Annotated in this window: 15 protein-coding genes and 1 pseudogene; 10 read left to right on the forward strand and 6 right to left on the reverse strand. The window is 44.6% G+C overall.

The genetic code is table 11. The annotated features are described in order from the left end of the window. The first annotated feature begins 104 nt into the window (after positions 1-104). Complete coding sequence (locus tag WDV75_RS21080) at positions 105-455, forward strand: transposase (RefSeq protein WP_273557858.1); 351 nt, start codon at positions 105-107, stop codon at positions 453-455. Between the two features lie 256 nt (positions 456-711). Here WDV75_RS21080 and WDV75_RS21085 read toward each other — a convergent pair whose 3' ends face one another. After that, complete coding sequence (locus tag WDV75_RS21085; protein WP_273557857.1) at positions 712-870, reverse strand: hypothetical protein; 159 nt, start codon at positions 868-870, stop codon at positions 712-714. 477 nt (positions 871-1,347) lie between these two features. Between WDV75_RS21085 and WDV75_RS21090 the strand changes: the two are divergent. The 3 genes and pseudogenes from WDV75_RS21090 to WDV75_RS21100 all read left to right on the forward strand — a co-directional run. Continuing rightward, positions 1,348-1,893, forward strand: a pseudogene (locus WDV75_RS21090) (IS630 family transposase); the annotation flags it as partial. Between the two features lie 270 nt (positions 1,894-2,163). After that, positions 2,164-2,448 carry a tlde1 domain-containing protein gene (locus WDV75_RS21095; RefSeq protein ID WP_337927163.1) on the forward strand — a complete coding sequence of 95 codons (285 nt, stop codon included), beginning with the start codon at positions 2,164-2,166 and terminating at the stop codon, positions 2,446-2,448. 67 nt (positions 2,449-2,515) lie between these two features. Continuing rightward, complete coding sequence (locus WDV75_RS21100) at positions 2,516-2,911, forward strand: hypothetical protein (protein ID WP_273557855.1); 396 nt, start codon at positions 2,516-2,518, stop codon at positions 2,909-2,911. Positions 2,912-2,977: 66 nt separating this feature from the next. Here the strand turns inward: WDV75_RS21100 and WDV75_RS21105 are convergent, their stop codons facing one another. Then, entirely contained in the window at positions 2,978-3,100 is a 123-nt protein-coding gene (locus WDV75_RS21105) for a hypothetical protein (RefSeq protein ID WP_273557854.1), read from the reverse strand. 169 nt (positions 3,101-3,269) lie between these two features. Between WDV75_RS21105 and metF the strand changes: the two genes are divergently transcribed. Beyond that, positions 3,270-4,157 (forward strand): methylenetetrahydrofolate reductase, encoded by an 888-nt coding sequence (metF, locus tag WDV75_RS21110; RefSeq protein ID WP_273557853.1) that lies wholly within the window; start codon positions 3,270-3,272, stop codon positions 4,155-4,157. A 57-nt stretch (positions 4,158-4,214) separates the two neighbouring features. Here the strand turns inward: metF and ppc are convergent, their stop codons facing one another. The 3 genes from ppc to metB all read right to left on the reverse strand — a co-directional run bounded on the left by ppc (position 4,215) and on the right by metB (position 10,708). Then, on the reverse strand, positions 4,215-6,851 hold the full coding sequence (ppc, locus tag WDV75_RS21115; RefSeq protein ID WP_273557852.1) for a phosphoenolpyruvate carboxylase: 2,637 nt from the start codon (positions 6,849-6,851) through the stop codon (positions 4,215-4,217). Positions 6,852-7,109: 258 nt separating this feature from the next. Beyond that, a complete protein-coding gene (locus WDV75_RS21120) occupies positions 7,110-9,545 on the reverse strand; it encodes a bifunctional aspartate kinase/homoserine dehydrogenase II (protein WP_273557851.1) in 2,436 nt (811 codons plus the stop codon). A 2-nt stretch (positions 9,546-9,547) separates the two neighbouring features. Continuing rightward, a complete protein-coding gene (gene metB / locus WDV75_RS21125) occupies positions 9,548-10,708 on the reverse strand; it encodes a cystathionine gamma-synthase (protein ID WP_273557850.1) in 1,161 nt (386 codons plus the stop codon). A 292-nt stretch (positions 10,709-11,000) separates the two neighbouring features. Between metB and metJ the strand changes: the two genes are divergently transcribed. Further along, positions 11,001-11,318, forward strand: a complete 318-nt coding sequence (gene metJ, locus WDV75_RS21130; RefSeq protein WP_189760009.1) for a met regulon transcriptional regulator MetJ — start codon at positions 11,001-11,003, stop codon at positions 11,316-11,318. 82 nt (positions 11,319-11,400) lie between these two features. Here the strand turns inward: metJ and rpmE are convergent, their stop codons facing one another. After that, positions 11,401-11,616, reverse strand: a complete 216-nt coding sequence (rpmE, locus tag WDV75_RS21135) for a 50S ribosomal protein L31 (protein ID WP_189760010.1) — start codon at positions 11,614-11,616, stop codon at positions 11,401-11,403. A gap of 231 nt (positions 11,617-11,847) precedes the next feature. Between rpmE and priA the strand changes: the two genes are divergently transcribed. The 4 genes from priA (at position 11,848) to hslV (ending at position 16,848) form a co-directional block, all read left to right on the forward strand. After that, positions 11,848-14,046 carry a primosomal protein N' gene (gene priA, locus WDV75_RS21140; protein WP_273557849.1) on the forward strand — a complete coding sequence of 733 codons (2,199 nt, stop codon included), beginning with the start codon at positions 11,848-11,850 and terminating at the stop codon, positions 14,044-14,046. 220 nt (positions 14,047-14,266) lie between these two features. Continuing rightward, a complete protein-coding gene (cytR, locus tag WDV75_RS21145; protein ID WP_273557848.1) occupies positions 14,267-15,295 on the forward strand; it encodes a DNA-binding transcriptional regulator CytR in 1,029 nt (342 codons plus the stop codon). A gap of 72 nt (positions 15,296-15,367) precedes the next feature. Continuing rightward, complete coding sequence (ftsN, locus tag WDV75_RS21150) at positions 15,368-16,180, forward strand: cell division protein FtsN (protein ID WP_273557847.1); 813 nt, start codon at positions 15,368-15,370, stop codon at positions 16,178-16,180. Positions 16,181-16,317: 137 nt separating this feature from the next. Further along, positions 16,318-16,848, forward strand: a complete 531-nt coding sequence (gene hslV, locus WDV75_RS21155; protein ID WP_092520260.1) for an ATP-dependent protease subunit HslV — start codon at positions 16,318-16,320, stop codon at positions 16,846-16,848.

Raw genomic sequence — 16,848 nt, forward strand, 5'->3', positions numbered from 1 at the left:
ATAACAAAAAATATCGATTTCATTCAGGTTAAAATATAGCAAAATCAATATAAACTGGCATATTCAATTTATTTTGTAAACAGTTCATCAACTGAACACCTTAAGTGTTAGATTTGCATTGTCAGCGTAACGGTTATGAATTTCACATTATCCGCCGTTGGCTTAAGGAGGAAAAACGGTTTTGTATTTGGCTGACGAATTTACCGGTGGAAGAATTTACACTTAATGATGTGATGGATATTTATCGCTGTCGATGGCAGGTCGAGCTGTTATTTAAGGAGTTGAAATCCCACACAAACTGGCAAGGTTTTGCCACCCGGAAAGACTCGTTAGTTACCGGACTTATCTGGTCAAGTCTGCTCACCTTACTGGTCAGACGGACAATGGCAGATTATTTCCGGAGGTTTCCTTACTTAAAGCGGCGCAAAATACGGATACCTGGTTACGGCCAATAATTAAAAACCTGCTACAAAGGGCATGGTCAGAAACCTGTTTTTGGCTGGAAAAAGCCAAGGATTATTTATACCGGAATGCCTTCAAAACCCGACAAAGAAAGTCATGTAAAAACAAGACATTGGAAGCGTGTTTTGAAAGGCTTAATTTTTAACATCCTGTATATGAACGGCTCTTAAAAAAGAAGAAAGCCGGAAGATCATGGAGATCTTTCCGGCTGATTTCATGGATTATTAATCTCTACTTTAGGACGATACTTTATATTTTACTTTTATCGGAGAAAGCCATAGATATAAGCTCTTCAAAATCACTATTTTTATTTAAATTACCAAGCTTGAATGCCGTTGATATATAATTAGAAAAAATAAACATATATTTTGATGCTGTTTTTTCAGCATCAAACCTATTATTTTCCACCTTTTCACCAGTATATATTCCCTCACTATCTTTCCTTCCAATAAAAATAGAAAATCAATATCATAAAAACAAGAGTAATTTCCACTGTAATCTTCTGAATCAAACAGCCTGCCGGGATATGAAAGCATTCTAACGGTTTGTATTTCTGGAAAATATTACTTGGATTCGCCTAATAAGTGTTTCTAAATTTAGTTGCTTGATCACCTGTTATTTTTCCATGCCCAATACTCTCATCCCAATATTGAGCTGCGCCTCCTTTACTAAATAGCTGTTTCTAATGGTAGATCACTGAAAAAAAATAAAAAAGAAAGGAACTCAGTCCAAATTTAGCGATCTGATCAATTGCTAACTATCACAAATGACTAACAGGACTGAGCCATGTTTATCATAGCACCAATACCCCGTCCCGAACGACGTAGAATGCAAAAAGAAATCCAACGGACGTCTGATAAAGGGTATGCCCGTCGGCTGATAACGATGCAATTGCTGCACCTAACCATATGCAGCCGCGATAACCCCGTTTTCTATGAAGATGAGGTGGATATTGATCTCAACCCGAAAATCGGGGCCGATTGGATCTTGAAAGGGCAACAGAAAAAAGGGGTGACGCCGGGAAACAACGGTAAACATTATCTGGCAGGTGCACTCCACGCAAAGACAAGCCACGTGCTTTATGCCTCCGGCTCTCAGAAAAATTCCGATGTGTTCATCGCCATGCTGGAAAAACTAAAACGCCATTACCGGAGAGCGAAAACCATTACAATCATTCTGGACAACGACATTATTCACAAAAGCCGCCGGACACAACTGTGGTTAAAGAATAACCCTAAATTCAAATTGTTATTCCAGCCGGTTTACTCGCCTTGGGTCAATGTGATTGAGAAACGGTGGCACGCCTTACATGAAACGATCACACGCAACCACAAGTGCAGATATATGTGGCAACTTCTCAGGCAGGTTAGGCATTTTATGGGCACGGTATCACCCTATCCCGGAAATCGGCATGGAATGGCAAAAATGTAGCACAATTAGGATCAGCTACTTAGGGCAGGCGTTGACCTATAGTTAGTTATGAAAAATAAATTTTAAAAATTTAAACTAAGTCAATTAAGTTTAATTTAAATAGCTAAATAAAATTTCATTTATCTGGGTTAAATTAAAAAAACAGAATGGCATGTTTTTTTAACAATCCAATTTATAAAGTAATTTAAACTATAAGTAAAAATTGATAAAGTACATGAAATGATTAGTTTTTATTTTAGTTAAATCTACTCTAAAGAAAAGGAGTTTTAAATGGCATGGATTTATCATCAGTACTCAGGTGATTTATATCACAACGAGAAACTAGTTTACCCTCGTGGATATAGTGGGAAAGGAATTCATAAAAATAACCCCGCCTCAGAATCGATACGTGGGAAAGGACCTATACCAAGAGGAAGGTATACTATTGGAGGTTATACTAGTAGCAAAGGTGCAATGACTATCCATTTAGAACCGGATCAGGGCAATAACATCTACGGAAGAGATCTTTTTAGAATTCATGGTGATAGCCAGGAGAAGCATCAGAAGGTTGTATAATTGTCGGTTCTGATGCAAGAAGAGAAATCATAAATTCTATGGATAGAGAATTGATAGTGGAATAGACATGAAAAAAAATATTTTTATCTCAATGTTATTCATTTCTAGTGTTGCTTTTTCTTCAACGAAGGATGATTTAGATTATTGTGCCACAGTTGAATCTTGGGCTGCTCAACAAGTAATAGAATCAGCATTTGAGAAAAATAAACAACTTGATAAGTTAAAAGCGACTTCTTTCCTAATTGAAAGAACCAAATTAATGGATGGCAAAAAAGAAATTAAGTTTGAAGATTGGGGGCAATTATATACCCAAACAATTAAAGTCATCATTCCATACATCAATAATCAAAAGAGAGAAGTAACTTTTATTGCATCATCGATTATATCAGCAGAAGAGTGTTCGTTAGGAATGCCTTCTTATTTTGACATAACACCTGATAATTATATTTTCAATAAAAGATAGAGTTGTTTGCTAAGCAAACGAGTGATGTTATCTCCGTTTACCTGAGAAAGACGGTAAGAAACTCAACTAAAACGATTTTGATTTATTCAGGCATGGAGGCGGCGTCACTTGGTAAAAAATCCAAGTGACGCCACCTAAAAAAACTGGATACACCAACTCTGTCACGACTTTGCCTTCTTCTTTTTTCATTATTCCCCAACATGAATTTCTTTCCTGATCACTTTGAATATTCCTCATTGGGAATAAGTCATTTCTCGATTGACTAAAAACGCCGCTTCACCCATTCTATTTGGACATCTAAATGGATAGACATTTAAACACTTAAACATCTAAAAACATATTCATGAGGGCACAGGGTATGAGTTTTTTTCACGCTAATCAGCGAGAAGCGCTGAACCAGAATCTGGCTGAACTTGAAGGGCAAATTCGTGTTTCCTTTGAATTCTTTCCACCCAGAACGGCTGAGATGGAACAAACCCTGTGGAAATCTATTGATCGCTTGAGCAAGCTGAAACCTAAATTTGTATCCGTCACCTATGGCGCTAACTCTGGCGAACGTGATCGCACCCATAGCATTATCAAGGGCATTAAAGAAAAAACCGGCCTTGATGCAGCCCCACACCTGACTTGTATTGATGCCAGCCGTGAAGAACTGAGCAGCATTGCTCATGATTATTGGCAAAACGGCATTCGTCATATTGTGGCATTACGTGGTGATTTACCGACTAACGGTTGCAAACCAAAAATGTATGGTGCTGATTTAGTTGAGCTATTAAAAAAAGAAGCGGATTTTGATATCTCTGTTGCCGCTTATCCAGAAGTGCATCCAGAAGCGAAAAGTGCACAGGCAGATTTGATCAATTTAAAACGTAAAATTGATGCCGGAGCCAATCGCGCCATTACCCAATTCTTTTTTGATGTGGAAAGTTACCTGCGTTTTCGTGATCGTTGCGTCGCAACAGGGATTGACGTAGAAATTGTACCCGGGATCTTACCAGTCTCTAACTTCCGTCAATTGCAACGATTTGCCGCCATGACTAACGTTCGGATCCCAAGCTGGATGACCAGAATGTTTGAAGGGTTAGATGATGATCCGGAAAGTCGCAATTTAGTCGGTGCATCTATTGCAATGGACATGGTGAAAATTCTCAGTCGTGAAGGCGTGAAAGATTTTCATTTTTATACCCTGAATCGGGCAGAATTGAGTTATGCCATCTGCCATACACTGGGAGTACGCCCTTGCTAGCACCAAAAAGCCGAACAGTTTCCCATTCGGCTTTTATGATTAAAAAATATTTAAACGTTATCCTGTATTACGCATTCCTGCTGCAACACCGGCAATCGTTACCATCAGCGCTTGTTCAAGATGCGGAGCAGGATTTTCCTGCTGACGAGAACGCTGTAATAATTCGACCTGTAGTACGTTCAACGGATCGGTATACACGTTACGCAAAGCGATAGATTCAGCGATCCACGGCAAATCTGCCATTAATTGTTCATCCTGCGAAATAGTCAATACCGTTTCGATATCCTCTGCAAGTTGATTACGCAATTTGACGCCTAAAGGCCACAACTTAGGTTCTACCAAACGCTGATCGTAATATTCTGCTAGCCACAGATCTGCTTTAGCAAACACCATCTCCAACATGGCAATACGCGTATTGAAGAATGGCCAATCACGACACATATCCGTTAAAACTGACAAGTTACCGGCATCGATCACCCGTTGCAACGCCGCCCCCGCGCCTAACCATGCCGGCAACATCAACCGGTTTTGCGTCCAGGCAAATATCCACGGGATCGCGCGCAAACTTTCAACTCCCCCTGTCGGGCGTCGTTTAGCTGGCCGCGAACCCAAAGGCAGTTTTGCCAACTCTTGCTCTGGCGTCGCTGCGCGAAAATAAGGCACAAATTCCGGTTGCTCACGGACATAATCACGATACATGTCACAGGAAACATCAGAGAGTGTATCCATAATCTGCTGCCATTCCGGTTTCGGCTCTGGTGGCGGCAATAAGTTTGCTTCCAGGATCGCACTGGCATACAAGGCCAAACTGCTGATCGTGACCTGCGGCAAACCAAATTTAAAACGGATCATTTCCCCCTGTTCCGTTACCCGAAACCCGCCTTTCAAGCTACCCGGCGGTTGGGAGAGCAAAGCCGAATGGGCTGGAGCACCACCACGGCCAATCGTGCCCCCACGTCCGTGGAACAGAGTGAGTGTCACGCCTTCTTTTTCACACACTTTGATTAATGCATCCTGTGCCCGATATTGTGCCCACGACGCTGCCATCACTCCGGCATCTTTGGCTGAATCAGAATAACCAATCATCACCATCTGCTTATCCTTAATCAGATCGCGATACCACCCAATCCCCAACAGTTTTTCAATCACACCTTCTGCATTATTCAAGTCATCAAGGGTTTCGAACAACGGCGCAACAGGCAATGACAATGGACATCCCGCCTCTTTCAACAATAACTTCACCGCCAAGACATCAGAAGGAACTTTCGCCATGGAAATAACATAAGCTGCAATCGAATCTTGGGGTGATTCAGCAATGACCTTGCAGGTATCGAAAACTTCTTGCGTTTCTACGCTCGGCTGCCAATCACGTGGGATCAGAGGGCGTTTTGATTGCAACTCTCTCAGCAGAAATGCCTGCTTTTCGGCTTCAGGCCAGCTCGCATAGTCTCCCATTTCCAGATATTGCGTCAGTTCAGCAATCGCATCGCGATGGCGGGTACTTTCCTGACGGATATCAATACGTACCAAAGATAAACCAAAGCAACGAATGCGGCGCAAAGTATCCAGCAATTGGCCGTTTGCGATAATTTCCATCCCGCAAGCTTTCAATGATTGATAACAAGCATAGAGTGGTTGCCATAACTGTTCGTTATGCAAAAGTAGATCCGCGGGTGGTAAAGTTTGCTCGCCTTTAAGACGTTTTTCCAGATAAGCCAGTGTGTTACTTAATTGCGTGCGCAATTGTTTGGCAATTTCACGGTAAGGCTCCAAAACATGCTCACCTCCTGCCAGTTGGCGAAGTTCAGGCGTACATTCCGACATGGAAAGCTCAGAAACTAAAATCTGAATATCTTTCAGGAACAGATCGGCGGCTTTCCAACGGCTCAGCAATAAGACATGACGGGTAATCTCGGCGGTAACGTTAGGATTACCATCACGATCGCCTCCCATCCAAGAGGTGAAACGTACTGGTACAGCTTCCACCGGCAAACTATGACCAATGGATCCTTCCAGTTGTTCATTGAACTCACGCAGGAATGCCGGCACACCTTCCCACAAGCTGTTTTCAACCACAGCAAAACCCCATTTTGCTTCATCAATTGGGGTGGGACGATTCTTACGGATTTCATCAGTATGCCATGATTGGGCAATCAACTGACGCAATCGGCGGATGATGTTATTGCGTTCATAATCGGCCAAATCGTCATGATCAAGCTGTGCCAGACAGCCATTAACTTCAACCAACTTATGAATCAGGGTACGGCGGGCAATCTCTGTCGGATGAGCGGTCAGAACCAATTCAATCGCCAGTTCATTGACCGCTTTGATCAGATCATCATTGCTGAATTGCTTGTCTTTGAGCCGGTTGAACAGCGCTGCCAGCGCGACCGGATTACTTGCCGCTTCGCCGTGTGGCGAAATGCTGTGATATTGTTCGGCAACGTTAGCCAGATTTAAAAACTGGTTAAACGCACGGGCCACAGGCAATAATTCATCATTGGATAAATTTTCTAACGTCGATAAAAGCTGCTGACGGTGGGTTTCGTTACCTGCACGGGATGATTTAGATAACTTCCTGATCGTTTCAACTTTATCAAGAATATCTTCTCCCAAAGCTTCTTTAATTGTATCGCCCAGCAACTTACCGAGCATACTGACATTACTTCGCATTGCGGAATATTGTTGATTCATGTGGTTCCTGGCCTTGTGTTGCTGTATGTCACCTATCTCACCAATGGATTGGCTTACCCTTATGTTCTGTCTAAATATTTCATATTTTGCTGTAGAGCCTGTTCTTCTATTTATATACCAATCTAACTTCAAGCTGCGTGTGATATCGTGTTGTAAATTGCAGCTTGAAGTTTAATGCGTATATTCATATCAGAAAACAAACAACTTGGGCGAATTTTAAAGCCTGATCGCTCAATATCTCTCCTACCGAGAGATAGGTTACAGAAGTTGTGACAGACGATTTAAATCCGATTGGATTGCTCCCGCGGTGACATCTCGTCCCGCACCAGGCCCACGGATTACTAACGGATTATCACGATACCAGCGACTTTCTATCGCAAAAACATTATCCGCCGGCAGTAGTGAAGCCAATGGATGATCGCTACGCACCGCTTCCACACCCACTTTTGCCTTACCACTGACATCAAAACGAGCGACATACCGTAGCACCAGGCCCATTTCCTGTGCCGCTTCCAATCGTTGCTGCATTTGCTCATTAATGGCGGCACTGTTTTCAAAGAACTCTTCGATAGAACCGCTTCGAGCCTCTACCGGCACCAAAGATTCAACCCGCACATGATCAGGCTCTATCTCATAACCCGCTTCGCGCGCCAGAATAACCAATTTACGCATCACATCCTGACCAGAAAGGTCAATACGCGGATCAGGTTCCGTCAACCCTTGTTGCCATGCTTGTTCAACTAATTCACTGAAAGGTACAGAACCATCAAACTGCAAAAACAGCCAGGATAATGTGCCAGAAAAAACGCCACTGATGGACAGAATGGTATCACCGCTCTCCCGCAGATCCCTGACGGAATAATTAATCGGCAGCCCTGCACCCACTGTGGCGTTGTATAACCAATGACGCCCCGTTTTTGCAAAGGCATCGCGGATCATACGATAGGTATTACTGTCGGAAGAGCCGGCGACTTTGTTGGCACTGATAACGTGGAATCCATAACTGGCAAAATAGATATACTCTTTGGCCAATTCTTCACTTGCCGTAACATCCAGTACAACCAAATCATCATAAGGGTGTGCCCGCATCCATAAAAACAGAGCATCGTCTTCATGTTCAGCCGCTTCATCATCAAAGAAGGCCAATGCCCGACTGGCATCAATGCCCTGATAATTCAACAAACTCCGCCGACTATCGACAACACCCGCCAGAATAAATTCAAAATCGCTGCGAGCAGAAATATTTTTCTGTTCACGGGCAAACAGCTCCAGCCAACGAGAACCAATATTCCCTTTACCAAACAACACTAAACCGATACGTTTTTCTGCCCTGAACAGACTTTGGTGTAATCCCTGAATTAAATGTGATGTCTGATTCAAACGCAGCACAGCAACCAAACTAATGTCATCTTCTGCATGCCAGATAAATTCAACCGGCTGATCTTTTAATTGTTGATAAAAACGATGGCTATGCAGTGGATTCTTGCATACACCCGCCCCCACTAATGCCACCAGCGCTAAACCTTCACGCAAAGAAAGTTTGCCGGGTAAGGAAGCATCCTGCAAAACATCAAGGGCGCTATTGACAATCTCAGAGGTATAGCAAAGTTGGATCAGGTTGCAATCTGCGTGCAGCCCTGTTGCCAATGGCCGGATTTGGGCGCGTTTCAACAAAGAATCAATGTCTTTATAGATTTGCTTGAAATCGTGGGCTGAAGAAACATGTAATTCAATCAGGCAGACATCATCATGGCTGGTGACAATTTTTGCCCCTGTCCCCGTTGCCAGCACCCGTTCAATCCGGGTGGAACCCTGTTCCGGCTGATAACTGCAACGCAGTTGTAGATCAATATCGCTGAGTGAAACCGGCTGCAATGTTCGGGTGTGGAGAACAGGCGCGGCCAAACGTGCCAATTCACTGGCTTCGTCCAAACGCAGCAACGGCAACAAACAGGCATCTTTAACTTTACGCGGATCGGCACTGTAAACCCCCGCTACGTCACTCCAAATTGTGACTTTTTGGGCTCCCGCCAAAGCGCCAACTTGGGTAGCAGAATAGTCGCTGCCATTGCGCCCCAATAATACCGTTTCCCCTTTCTGGTTACTGGAAATAAAGCCGGTAACCACTAAACGCTTATTGGGGTTTTGGATCAGTAATTGGCTAAGCAGAGGTTGAGATAAACTGACATCAACTTGTGGCTGAGCAATACGCTCTGCCCGCAGGAATTGACGCGCATCCAGCCATGCGCTAGGGATACCCTGATTTTCCAGCACTGCCGCCATTAAACGCGCAGACCAGATTTCCCCGTGACCGACAACTTCGGCGTATGTCATATCGGTGACAGGCTTATCCAACAATACGCTCAATCTTTCCAGATCAGCGACAAACATTGCATTTAGTTCTTCTGCAACTGTTTCGGGCAACAAGCCACGGATCAATTCTTGCTGGTAACGCCGCAAAGACTGCTGTATTTGATGGGCTGATATCCGGTCACTCTGGCTCAATTTAAGCCAATCAATCAATTGGTTGGTTGTACTCCCTGCAGCCGATACCACCATCAAATCACCCGGCAAGCTGTAGTTCGCCATAATTTCAGCAACCCGCTGATAACATTTCACATCAGCCAGGCTGCTACCACCAAATTTATGTAACTGACGGCCAGATCCCGTCCCCGCTGTTGCCCTTGTACTCATGATTACCTCGTTGCCGCTGCCTGAAACGCATTGTCCAGATCAGCAATTAAATCCTGACTATCTTCAATTCCCACAGAGACACGAAGAAGCGAATCCGTAATCCCTGCCTGAGCCCTTGCTTCTGCCGACATTCCCGCGTGTGTCATGGTCGCGGTATGAGAAATCAACGATTCCACACCACCGAGAGATTCAGCCAAGGTAAATAATTTTAACGTAGATAAAAAACGACGCATGGCCTGTTCATCACCATCCAGTTCGAAACTTAGCATCGCCCCAAAACCTTGCTGTTGCTTAACGGCAATTTCATGCCCTGGATGGTTCTTCAACGCAGGATAGAAGAGCTTTTTCACTTGGGGCTGTTGTTGCAAATAATCCGCAATGGCAACAGCATTGTTTTGTTGGAGCAGCACGCGGGCAGATAATGTACGAATGCCGCGCAATAGCAGATAACTGTCAAAGGCCGCAGCCGTCACGCCAATATTGTTTGCCCACCAAGCTAACTCTTCCGCGATGGATGGCTCCTTAGCGATAATTGCTCCCGCAATCAGATCAGAATGTCCATTCAAATATTTCGTGCAAGAATGCACGACTAAATCTGCCCCCAAATCCAATGGCTTTTGCAGTACAGGGCTTAAGAAAGTGTTATCAACCACAGCCAATGCCCCAATTTCATGGGCCAAGCCACAAATATATTGAATATCTACGATCCGTAACAAAGGATTACTCGGTGTTTCAATTAGCACCAGTTTGGGGTTTTTAGCTAACGCCTGTTTCAACGCTTGTTCATTTGACTGATCAACAAAAATCACATTGTATGCGCCACGCTTGCTTAGACTGTCAAACAGGCGATAACTCCCACCATAACAATCATGCGGAGCCACCAATAAATCCCCTGGTTTCAGAAATACGGTACAGAGCAGATGAATCGCTGACATGCCACTGCTGGTCATGATTGCGCCCGCACCTCCTTCCAGCTCGGCCAACACCTGTTGGACAACATCACGACCAGGATTGCCACGGCGCGAGTAATCATGCGCCCTGGGCTCATTGAAACCCGTAAAGTTGTATGTACTGGAAAGATAGATAGGCGGAACAACACAACCATATTGTTCATCAACATTTGAACCACTGTGAACCGCAATTGTCGCTTGCTTACATCCCATAACCTTTCACCATCATCGTTATTATTAGCGTCACGCAAGAATAACGACTGGAAAGATAGACGTCAATACATCTAGACATCCAAATTATTTTGCGGTTTAATACCACAATTCCATGGCTGTCATTACACTTTATATGTCTTCTGGTTATATTTTATAAATTAGTGCAGGCGGGGCGATATAGTCGACAGGCTAATTATGTTAGACTACTGCGTTATCGACATGAAAACAGATCAGAAATTCCTTCCAATTTCTAATCTCAATTACTTGATTCAAAAATTATTTAAGGTATCTCATGGCTGAGTGGAATGGTGAGTATGTCAGCCCTTATGCTGAACATGGCAAAAAAAGTGAACAGGTCAAAAAAATTACAGTTTCAATCCCACTAAAGGTATTGAAAATCCTGACTGATGAGCGCACTCGCCGTCAGGTGAACAATCTGCGTCATGCAACAAACAGCGAATTGCTGTGTGAAGCTTTTCTCCATGCGTTCACCGGACAGCCTCTGCCTAATGATAATGATTTACGCAAAGAACGCCATGATGAAATCCCGGAAGCAGCGAAAACCATGATGCGTGAGCGAGGCATTGATCCTGATACATGGGAATATTGATAACAAAAACGCCCGATGCAAAACATCGGGCGTTTTTGTTTTAACTCTCCGGCCTGTATGAACAACAGACAGGAAAAAGTCATTACTTTTTAGTACCTGGAACGCTGAAACGTTTGTTAAAGCGATCAACACGACCACCAGTCGCAACATCACGCTGCTTACCAGTGTAGAACGGGTGGCATTCACCACAGACGTCCAGGTTCAGATTGTGACCTACAGTAGAGTTAATTTTGATGACATTACCGCAAGAGCAAGTTGCAGTAATTGCTTCGTATTTAGGATGGATACCTTGTTTCATGGGAAACCTCTGTTCAGGCCGTGTCGCTATCCAGCCTTGTTTTGCTGCCAGACACCACACGTCGTGTTGATAAAAAATATGTATCGGTAATTTCTATACCAAAGGCGGCGGATCATACAGAATATCTGTTTATTGCGCAATGAAATCTACCGATTTGCTATGATACCCTTATCGCTATATGTTCTTTTATACGTTCTTTCATCTGGTCATTAATTATCCGGAAATCGCCTTATGACAGTTGTCCAGGTTGCATTGCCTGTCCCCCTAACCCGCACATTTGATTATCTACTGCCTACAGAGTTACCTTTACCGGCTATTGGAGTTCGAGTACTCGTGCCTTTTGGTAAGCGTAATGCGATAGGTATTGTCACTGGTATCGCAGACAGCAGCGAATTTCCACCTGAACAACTCAAGTCTATTGCTACGATTCTTGATGTCCAACCGCTTTTTCCTGACGATCTCTGGCAATTGCTTCAGTGGGCCGTCAGCTATTATCACTATCCGCTGGGCGAAGTGTTATTCCATGCTTTGCCTGTCTTGCTACGACAGGGAAAACCGGCAGAATTTTCCCCTCTCTGGCAATGGCAAGTCACTGAGGCAGGCCGCGAACTCCCGCTTACACAACTCAAGCGCTCCGCTAAACAGCAAAAAGCGTTGGCCGCTTTGCGCCAACGCCCTGTTTATCGTCACCAAGTCGCTGAATTGGCGTTAAGCGAAAGCGCACTGCAATCACTGAAAAAGAAATCACTGATTGCCCTGCATCCCATCCAACCAGAAACGGAAAATTGGCGTGAGCATTTTAAAACCATCGGCGAACGGTTAAAGCTCAATACAGAACAAGCTACCGCAATAGGCGCCATCCGTGCAGAAGATCAAACCTTTTCTCCGTGGCTACTGGCGGGGATCACGGGTTCGGGTAAAACAGAAGTTTATCTCAGTATACTGGAGAACATTCTTGCACAAGGTAAACAGGCCCTTATTTTAGTGCCAGAAATTGGTTTGACGCCACAAACTATCCGCCGGTTTCGGGAACGTTTCAATGCTCCCATTGATGTTCTGCATTCCGCCTTAAATGACAGCGAACGGCTAACAGTCTGGCTGAGAGCGAAAAGAGGGGAAAATGCCATCGTTATCGGTACACGTTCGGCTTTGTTTACCCCCTTTGCTCATCTGGGTGTCATTATTATTGATGAAGAACATGACAGTTCTTACAAACAGCAAGAAGGCTGGCGCTATCATGCTCGCGATCTGGCGGTATTCCGGGCGAAAAAAGAGGGGATTCCGATTATTATGGGTTCTGCCACCCCCGCACTGGAAACACTATATAATGTGCAACAGGGGAAATATCGCCAACTCACCTTAACTCAACGGGCAGGCCACGCCCAAGTAGCCACTCAGCATTTATTAGATCTGAAAGGCTTGCCATTGACGGTTGGATTATCTCAGCCGCTCATCAATCGTATGAGTGAACATCTCAAAGCTGACAATCAGGTCATTCTATTTCTGAACCGTCGTGGTTACTCTCCTGCCCTGCTCTGCCACGAATGCGGCTGGATAGCAGAATGCCAACGCTGTGATCACTATTACACCCTACATCAAAATAATCGCCACCTGCGTTGCCATCACTGTGACAGCCAGCGCCCAATCCCACGCCAATGCCCGCAATGTGGCACCACTAACTTAATTCCCGTTGGCTTAGGCACTGAGCAACTTGAAGATGGTATTACAAAACTGTTTCCCAATATTCCGGTTACCCGTATCGACCGTGATACCACCAGCCGCAAAGGTGCGCTGGAACAGCAACTAGCCGAAGTCCATCAAGGTGGAGCCCGCATCTTGATTGGTACGCAAATGTTGGCGAAAGGTCATCATTTCCCTGATGTTACGCTGGTCGCCTTACTGGACGTCGATGGTGCTCTGTTTTCTGCTGATTTTCGGGCCGCCGAACGTTTTGCCCAACTCTATACCCAAGTCTCCGGTCGGGCAGGACGAGCCGGAAAGCAGGGAGAAGTTGTCCTGCAAACCCACCATCCTGAGCATCCACTTTTGCAAATATTGTTGGAGAAAGGCTACGATGCCTTTGCCCAGCAAGCGATGGAAGAGCGTCAACAAGTTCACCTGCCACCTTTTGTAAGCCATATCCTGCTCCGCGCAGAAGATCACGATAATCAGCAAGCCCCCGCATTTTTGCAACAAATGCGTCAACTGTTTGAACATTATGCACAATCTGATAATCATTTATGGATCATGGGGCCAGTACCCGCATTACAGGCTAAACGTGGCGGTCGTTATCGTTGGCAATTGATGATTCAACACCCTTCCCGCATTTTTCTCCAGAAAATGATGACCGGAATTTACCCTCAAATCACTACATTGCCACAAGCACGTAAAGTGAAATGGAACATTGATGTTGATCCCAGCGAAAGTTGATAATTATTTCTTTAATTTGCGAAGCATCTCTAAGAAATGATGCATATCACACTTTTTATGCAAACAAAGTAACAGATGGATCGGTTAATCAGCTTAAAATGAACTTATTAATATAACTGTAGAAAATAATCCGCCAGCACTTCCTTCTCAGGCAAGACTGGCGTTTTTTAGCAGCCGGATAGCAATCGTTTCGCTGCCTGTAGAGAGTGAGGAATGAACTATGGAAAAAAAGAAGTGCACGGCGCTGGTAACCATGAAAGATGTTGCCAAAGTGGCTGGTGTTTCTACCGCAACTGTATCAAGAACATTAATGAATCCTGACAAGGTTTCTGCCCGTACACGCCAGAGGGTCGAAAATGCGGTGTTAGAAGTAGGTTATTATCCTCACAATCTGACCAAAAATTTACGGCGTAATGTATCCAGAACCATCTTAGTTCTTGTGCCCAATATCAGTGATCCTTTCTTTACTGAGGTCATTCGAGGTATTGAAGAAACCGCTACTGAACATGGTTACCTGGTGCTGATTGGTGATTGCAAGCATCAAAAGCAACAAGAACATGCGTTTATCAATCTTCTGATCACCAAACGCATTGATGGTATGGTGCTACTGGGTTCTAACATTCCTTTCGATGTTTCCAAAGAAGAACGCAAAAATCTGCCTCCCATAGTGATGGCCAATGAATTCTCACCAGAACTGGAACTCCCCACGGTCCATATTGATAACCTGACAGCCGCCTTCAATGCCACTCATCATTTGCAAAAATTGGGACACAAACGCATTGCCTGCATTACCGGACCGGAAACCATGCCACTGTGCCATTATCGCTTGCAAGGTTATATCCAGGCATTGCGGCGCACAGGGGAGGAAATTCGCGAAGAATATATTATCCGCGGTGATTTCACCCACGAAAGCGGAGCAATATTGGCGGAAACTTTGCTTACCTTACCAGAGCCTCCAAGCGCTATTTTCTGCCATAGTGATGTCATGGCACTAGGTGCAATGTGGCAAGCTAAAAAAATGGGGTTAAAATTACCAGAAGATCTTTCTGTTGTCGGTTTCGATAATTTAAATCTGGCTCAATACTGCGAACCCGCTTTGACCACGGTGGAACATCCCCGTTATGAGATTGGATATCATTCCATTCTGTTATTGCTGGAACAGCTTCAAGGCCGTTTGGTTTCTAAAGGTTCAAGATTATTGGAGGCAGAATTGATCATTCGTGCGAGCACTTGTTCGCCTAAAAGCTAGGCAAATAACGGCAGCTTGAGTAACATTAGTTACCTATTCTTTAATTTTTTAAATAACTCAGTGAATTAAACAGTGGCACAACGAGATTATGTGAGTCGCGGGCGTAGCAATCCCCGTCAGAAAAGTACTAGTAAGAAAAAAAATCAGGCTCAAGGATTACCCAAAACTACATTAGCCGTTGCAGTGGCCTTAGTGGTCATGTTTATTGGTGGACTTTATTTCATCGTACATAATAAACAGGAAAGAAATAAGCAGGAAGAAAGTGCACAAAATGCCTCACAGTCTCATCATCAAACCAAGGGGCATGGCCTGCCACCGAAACCAGAAGAGCGCTGGAGTTATATCAAGGAATTGGAAAATCGCCCTGTGAATGAATCTTCCATCCAGGAAAGCGATACAACAGTCAATAAACCACTCAACCAACTTCCTCAATTAACGTCTGAGCAGAAACAGCTACTTGAGCAAATACAAGCAGACATGCGACAACCGCCTATTTCATTAAAAGAGGTGCCTTATAACAGTGAACCGATCCCACGTTCGCGTGTGTTGATCACCCCTCCTGCGCAGCAACAGTATTCACCAGAACAAAAGTCGGCTACCGTGCCGGAAAAAAAGTCTTCCACTTCTTCCCAAGCCAGCACAAAGTCTGAGGTAAATGAGACGAAATTGATGCTACAATGTGGCTCTTTCCGCACAATGGAACAGGCGGAATCCGTCCGTGCCAGCCTTGCCTTCGCAGGAATTGAGAGTCAGATTACCACGAAAGACAATTGGAACCGTGTTGTACTTGGCCCCTATAAAAATAAAACCAGTGCTGAGAAAATGCGCGAACGTGTTGCAGTGGCCGGTGTACCTGGCTGTATTCTCCGTCCTGCCGGGGGTTGAAAAAGCGGAAAGCTCCCCCATCTTAATCTCTAATAATATACACATGGTGCTTTTATCAGCAGTGCGCAAGCAATTGTGGGATAGCAAATTAATGCTCCGTGTGTACCATCTTCTATTTTGTAACCAGGGGCTAACTCGTGACTACAATCGTAAGTGTTCGCCGTAATGGCAAAGTCGTCATCGGTGGTGATGGACAAGCAACAATGGGTCATACCGTTATGAAAGGCAATGTCCGCAAAGTACGCCGCCTTTACAATGACAAAGTCATCGCGGGTTTTGCCGGCGGTACTGCTGATGCTTTCACGCTGTTCGAGCTGTTTGAACGAAAACTCGAAATGCATCAAGGGCACCTGACCAAAGCAGCCGTTGAATTAGCCAAAGATTGGCGAACGGATCGCATGTTGCGCAAGCTGGAAGCCCTGCTTGCTGTCGCAGATGAAAATGCTTCTCTGATCATTACAGGCAATGGTGATGTGATTCAGCCAGAGAATGACCTTATCGCCATTGGTTCCGGTGGCTCATACGCACAGGCCGCTGCCCGCGCGATGCTGGAAACAACCGAACTCGGCGCCAGAGAAATCGCAGAACGCGCTTTAACTATCGCTGGCGATATCTGCATCTACACCAACCATAATCACAACTTCGAAGAACTGCCTTCGAAAGCGTAA

It is taken from the genome of Xenorhabdus griffiniae (assembly GCF_037265215.1).
Taxonomy (GTDB): Bacteria; Pseudomonadota; Gammaproteobacteria; order Enterobacterales; family Enterobacteriaceae; genus Xenorhabdus; species Xenorhabdus griffiniae.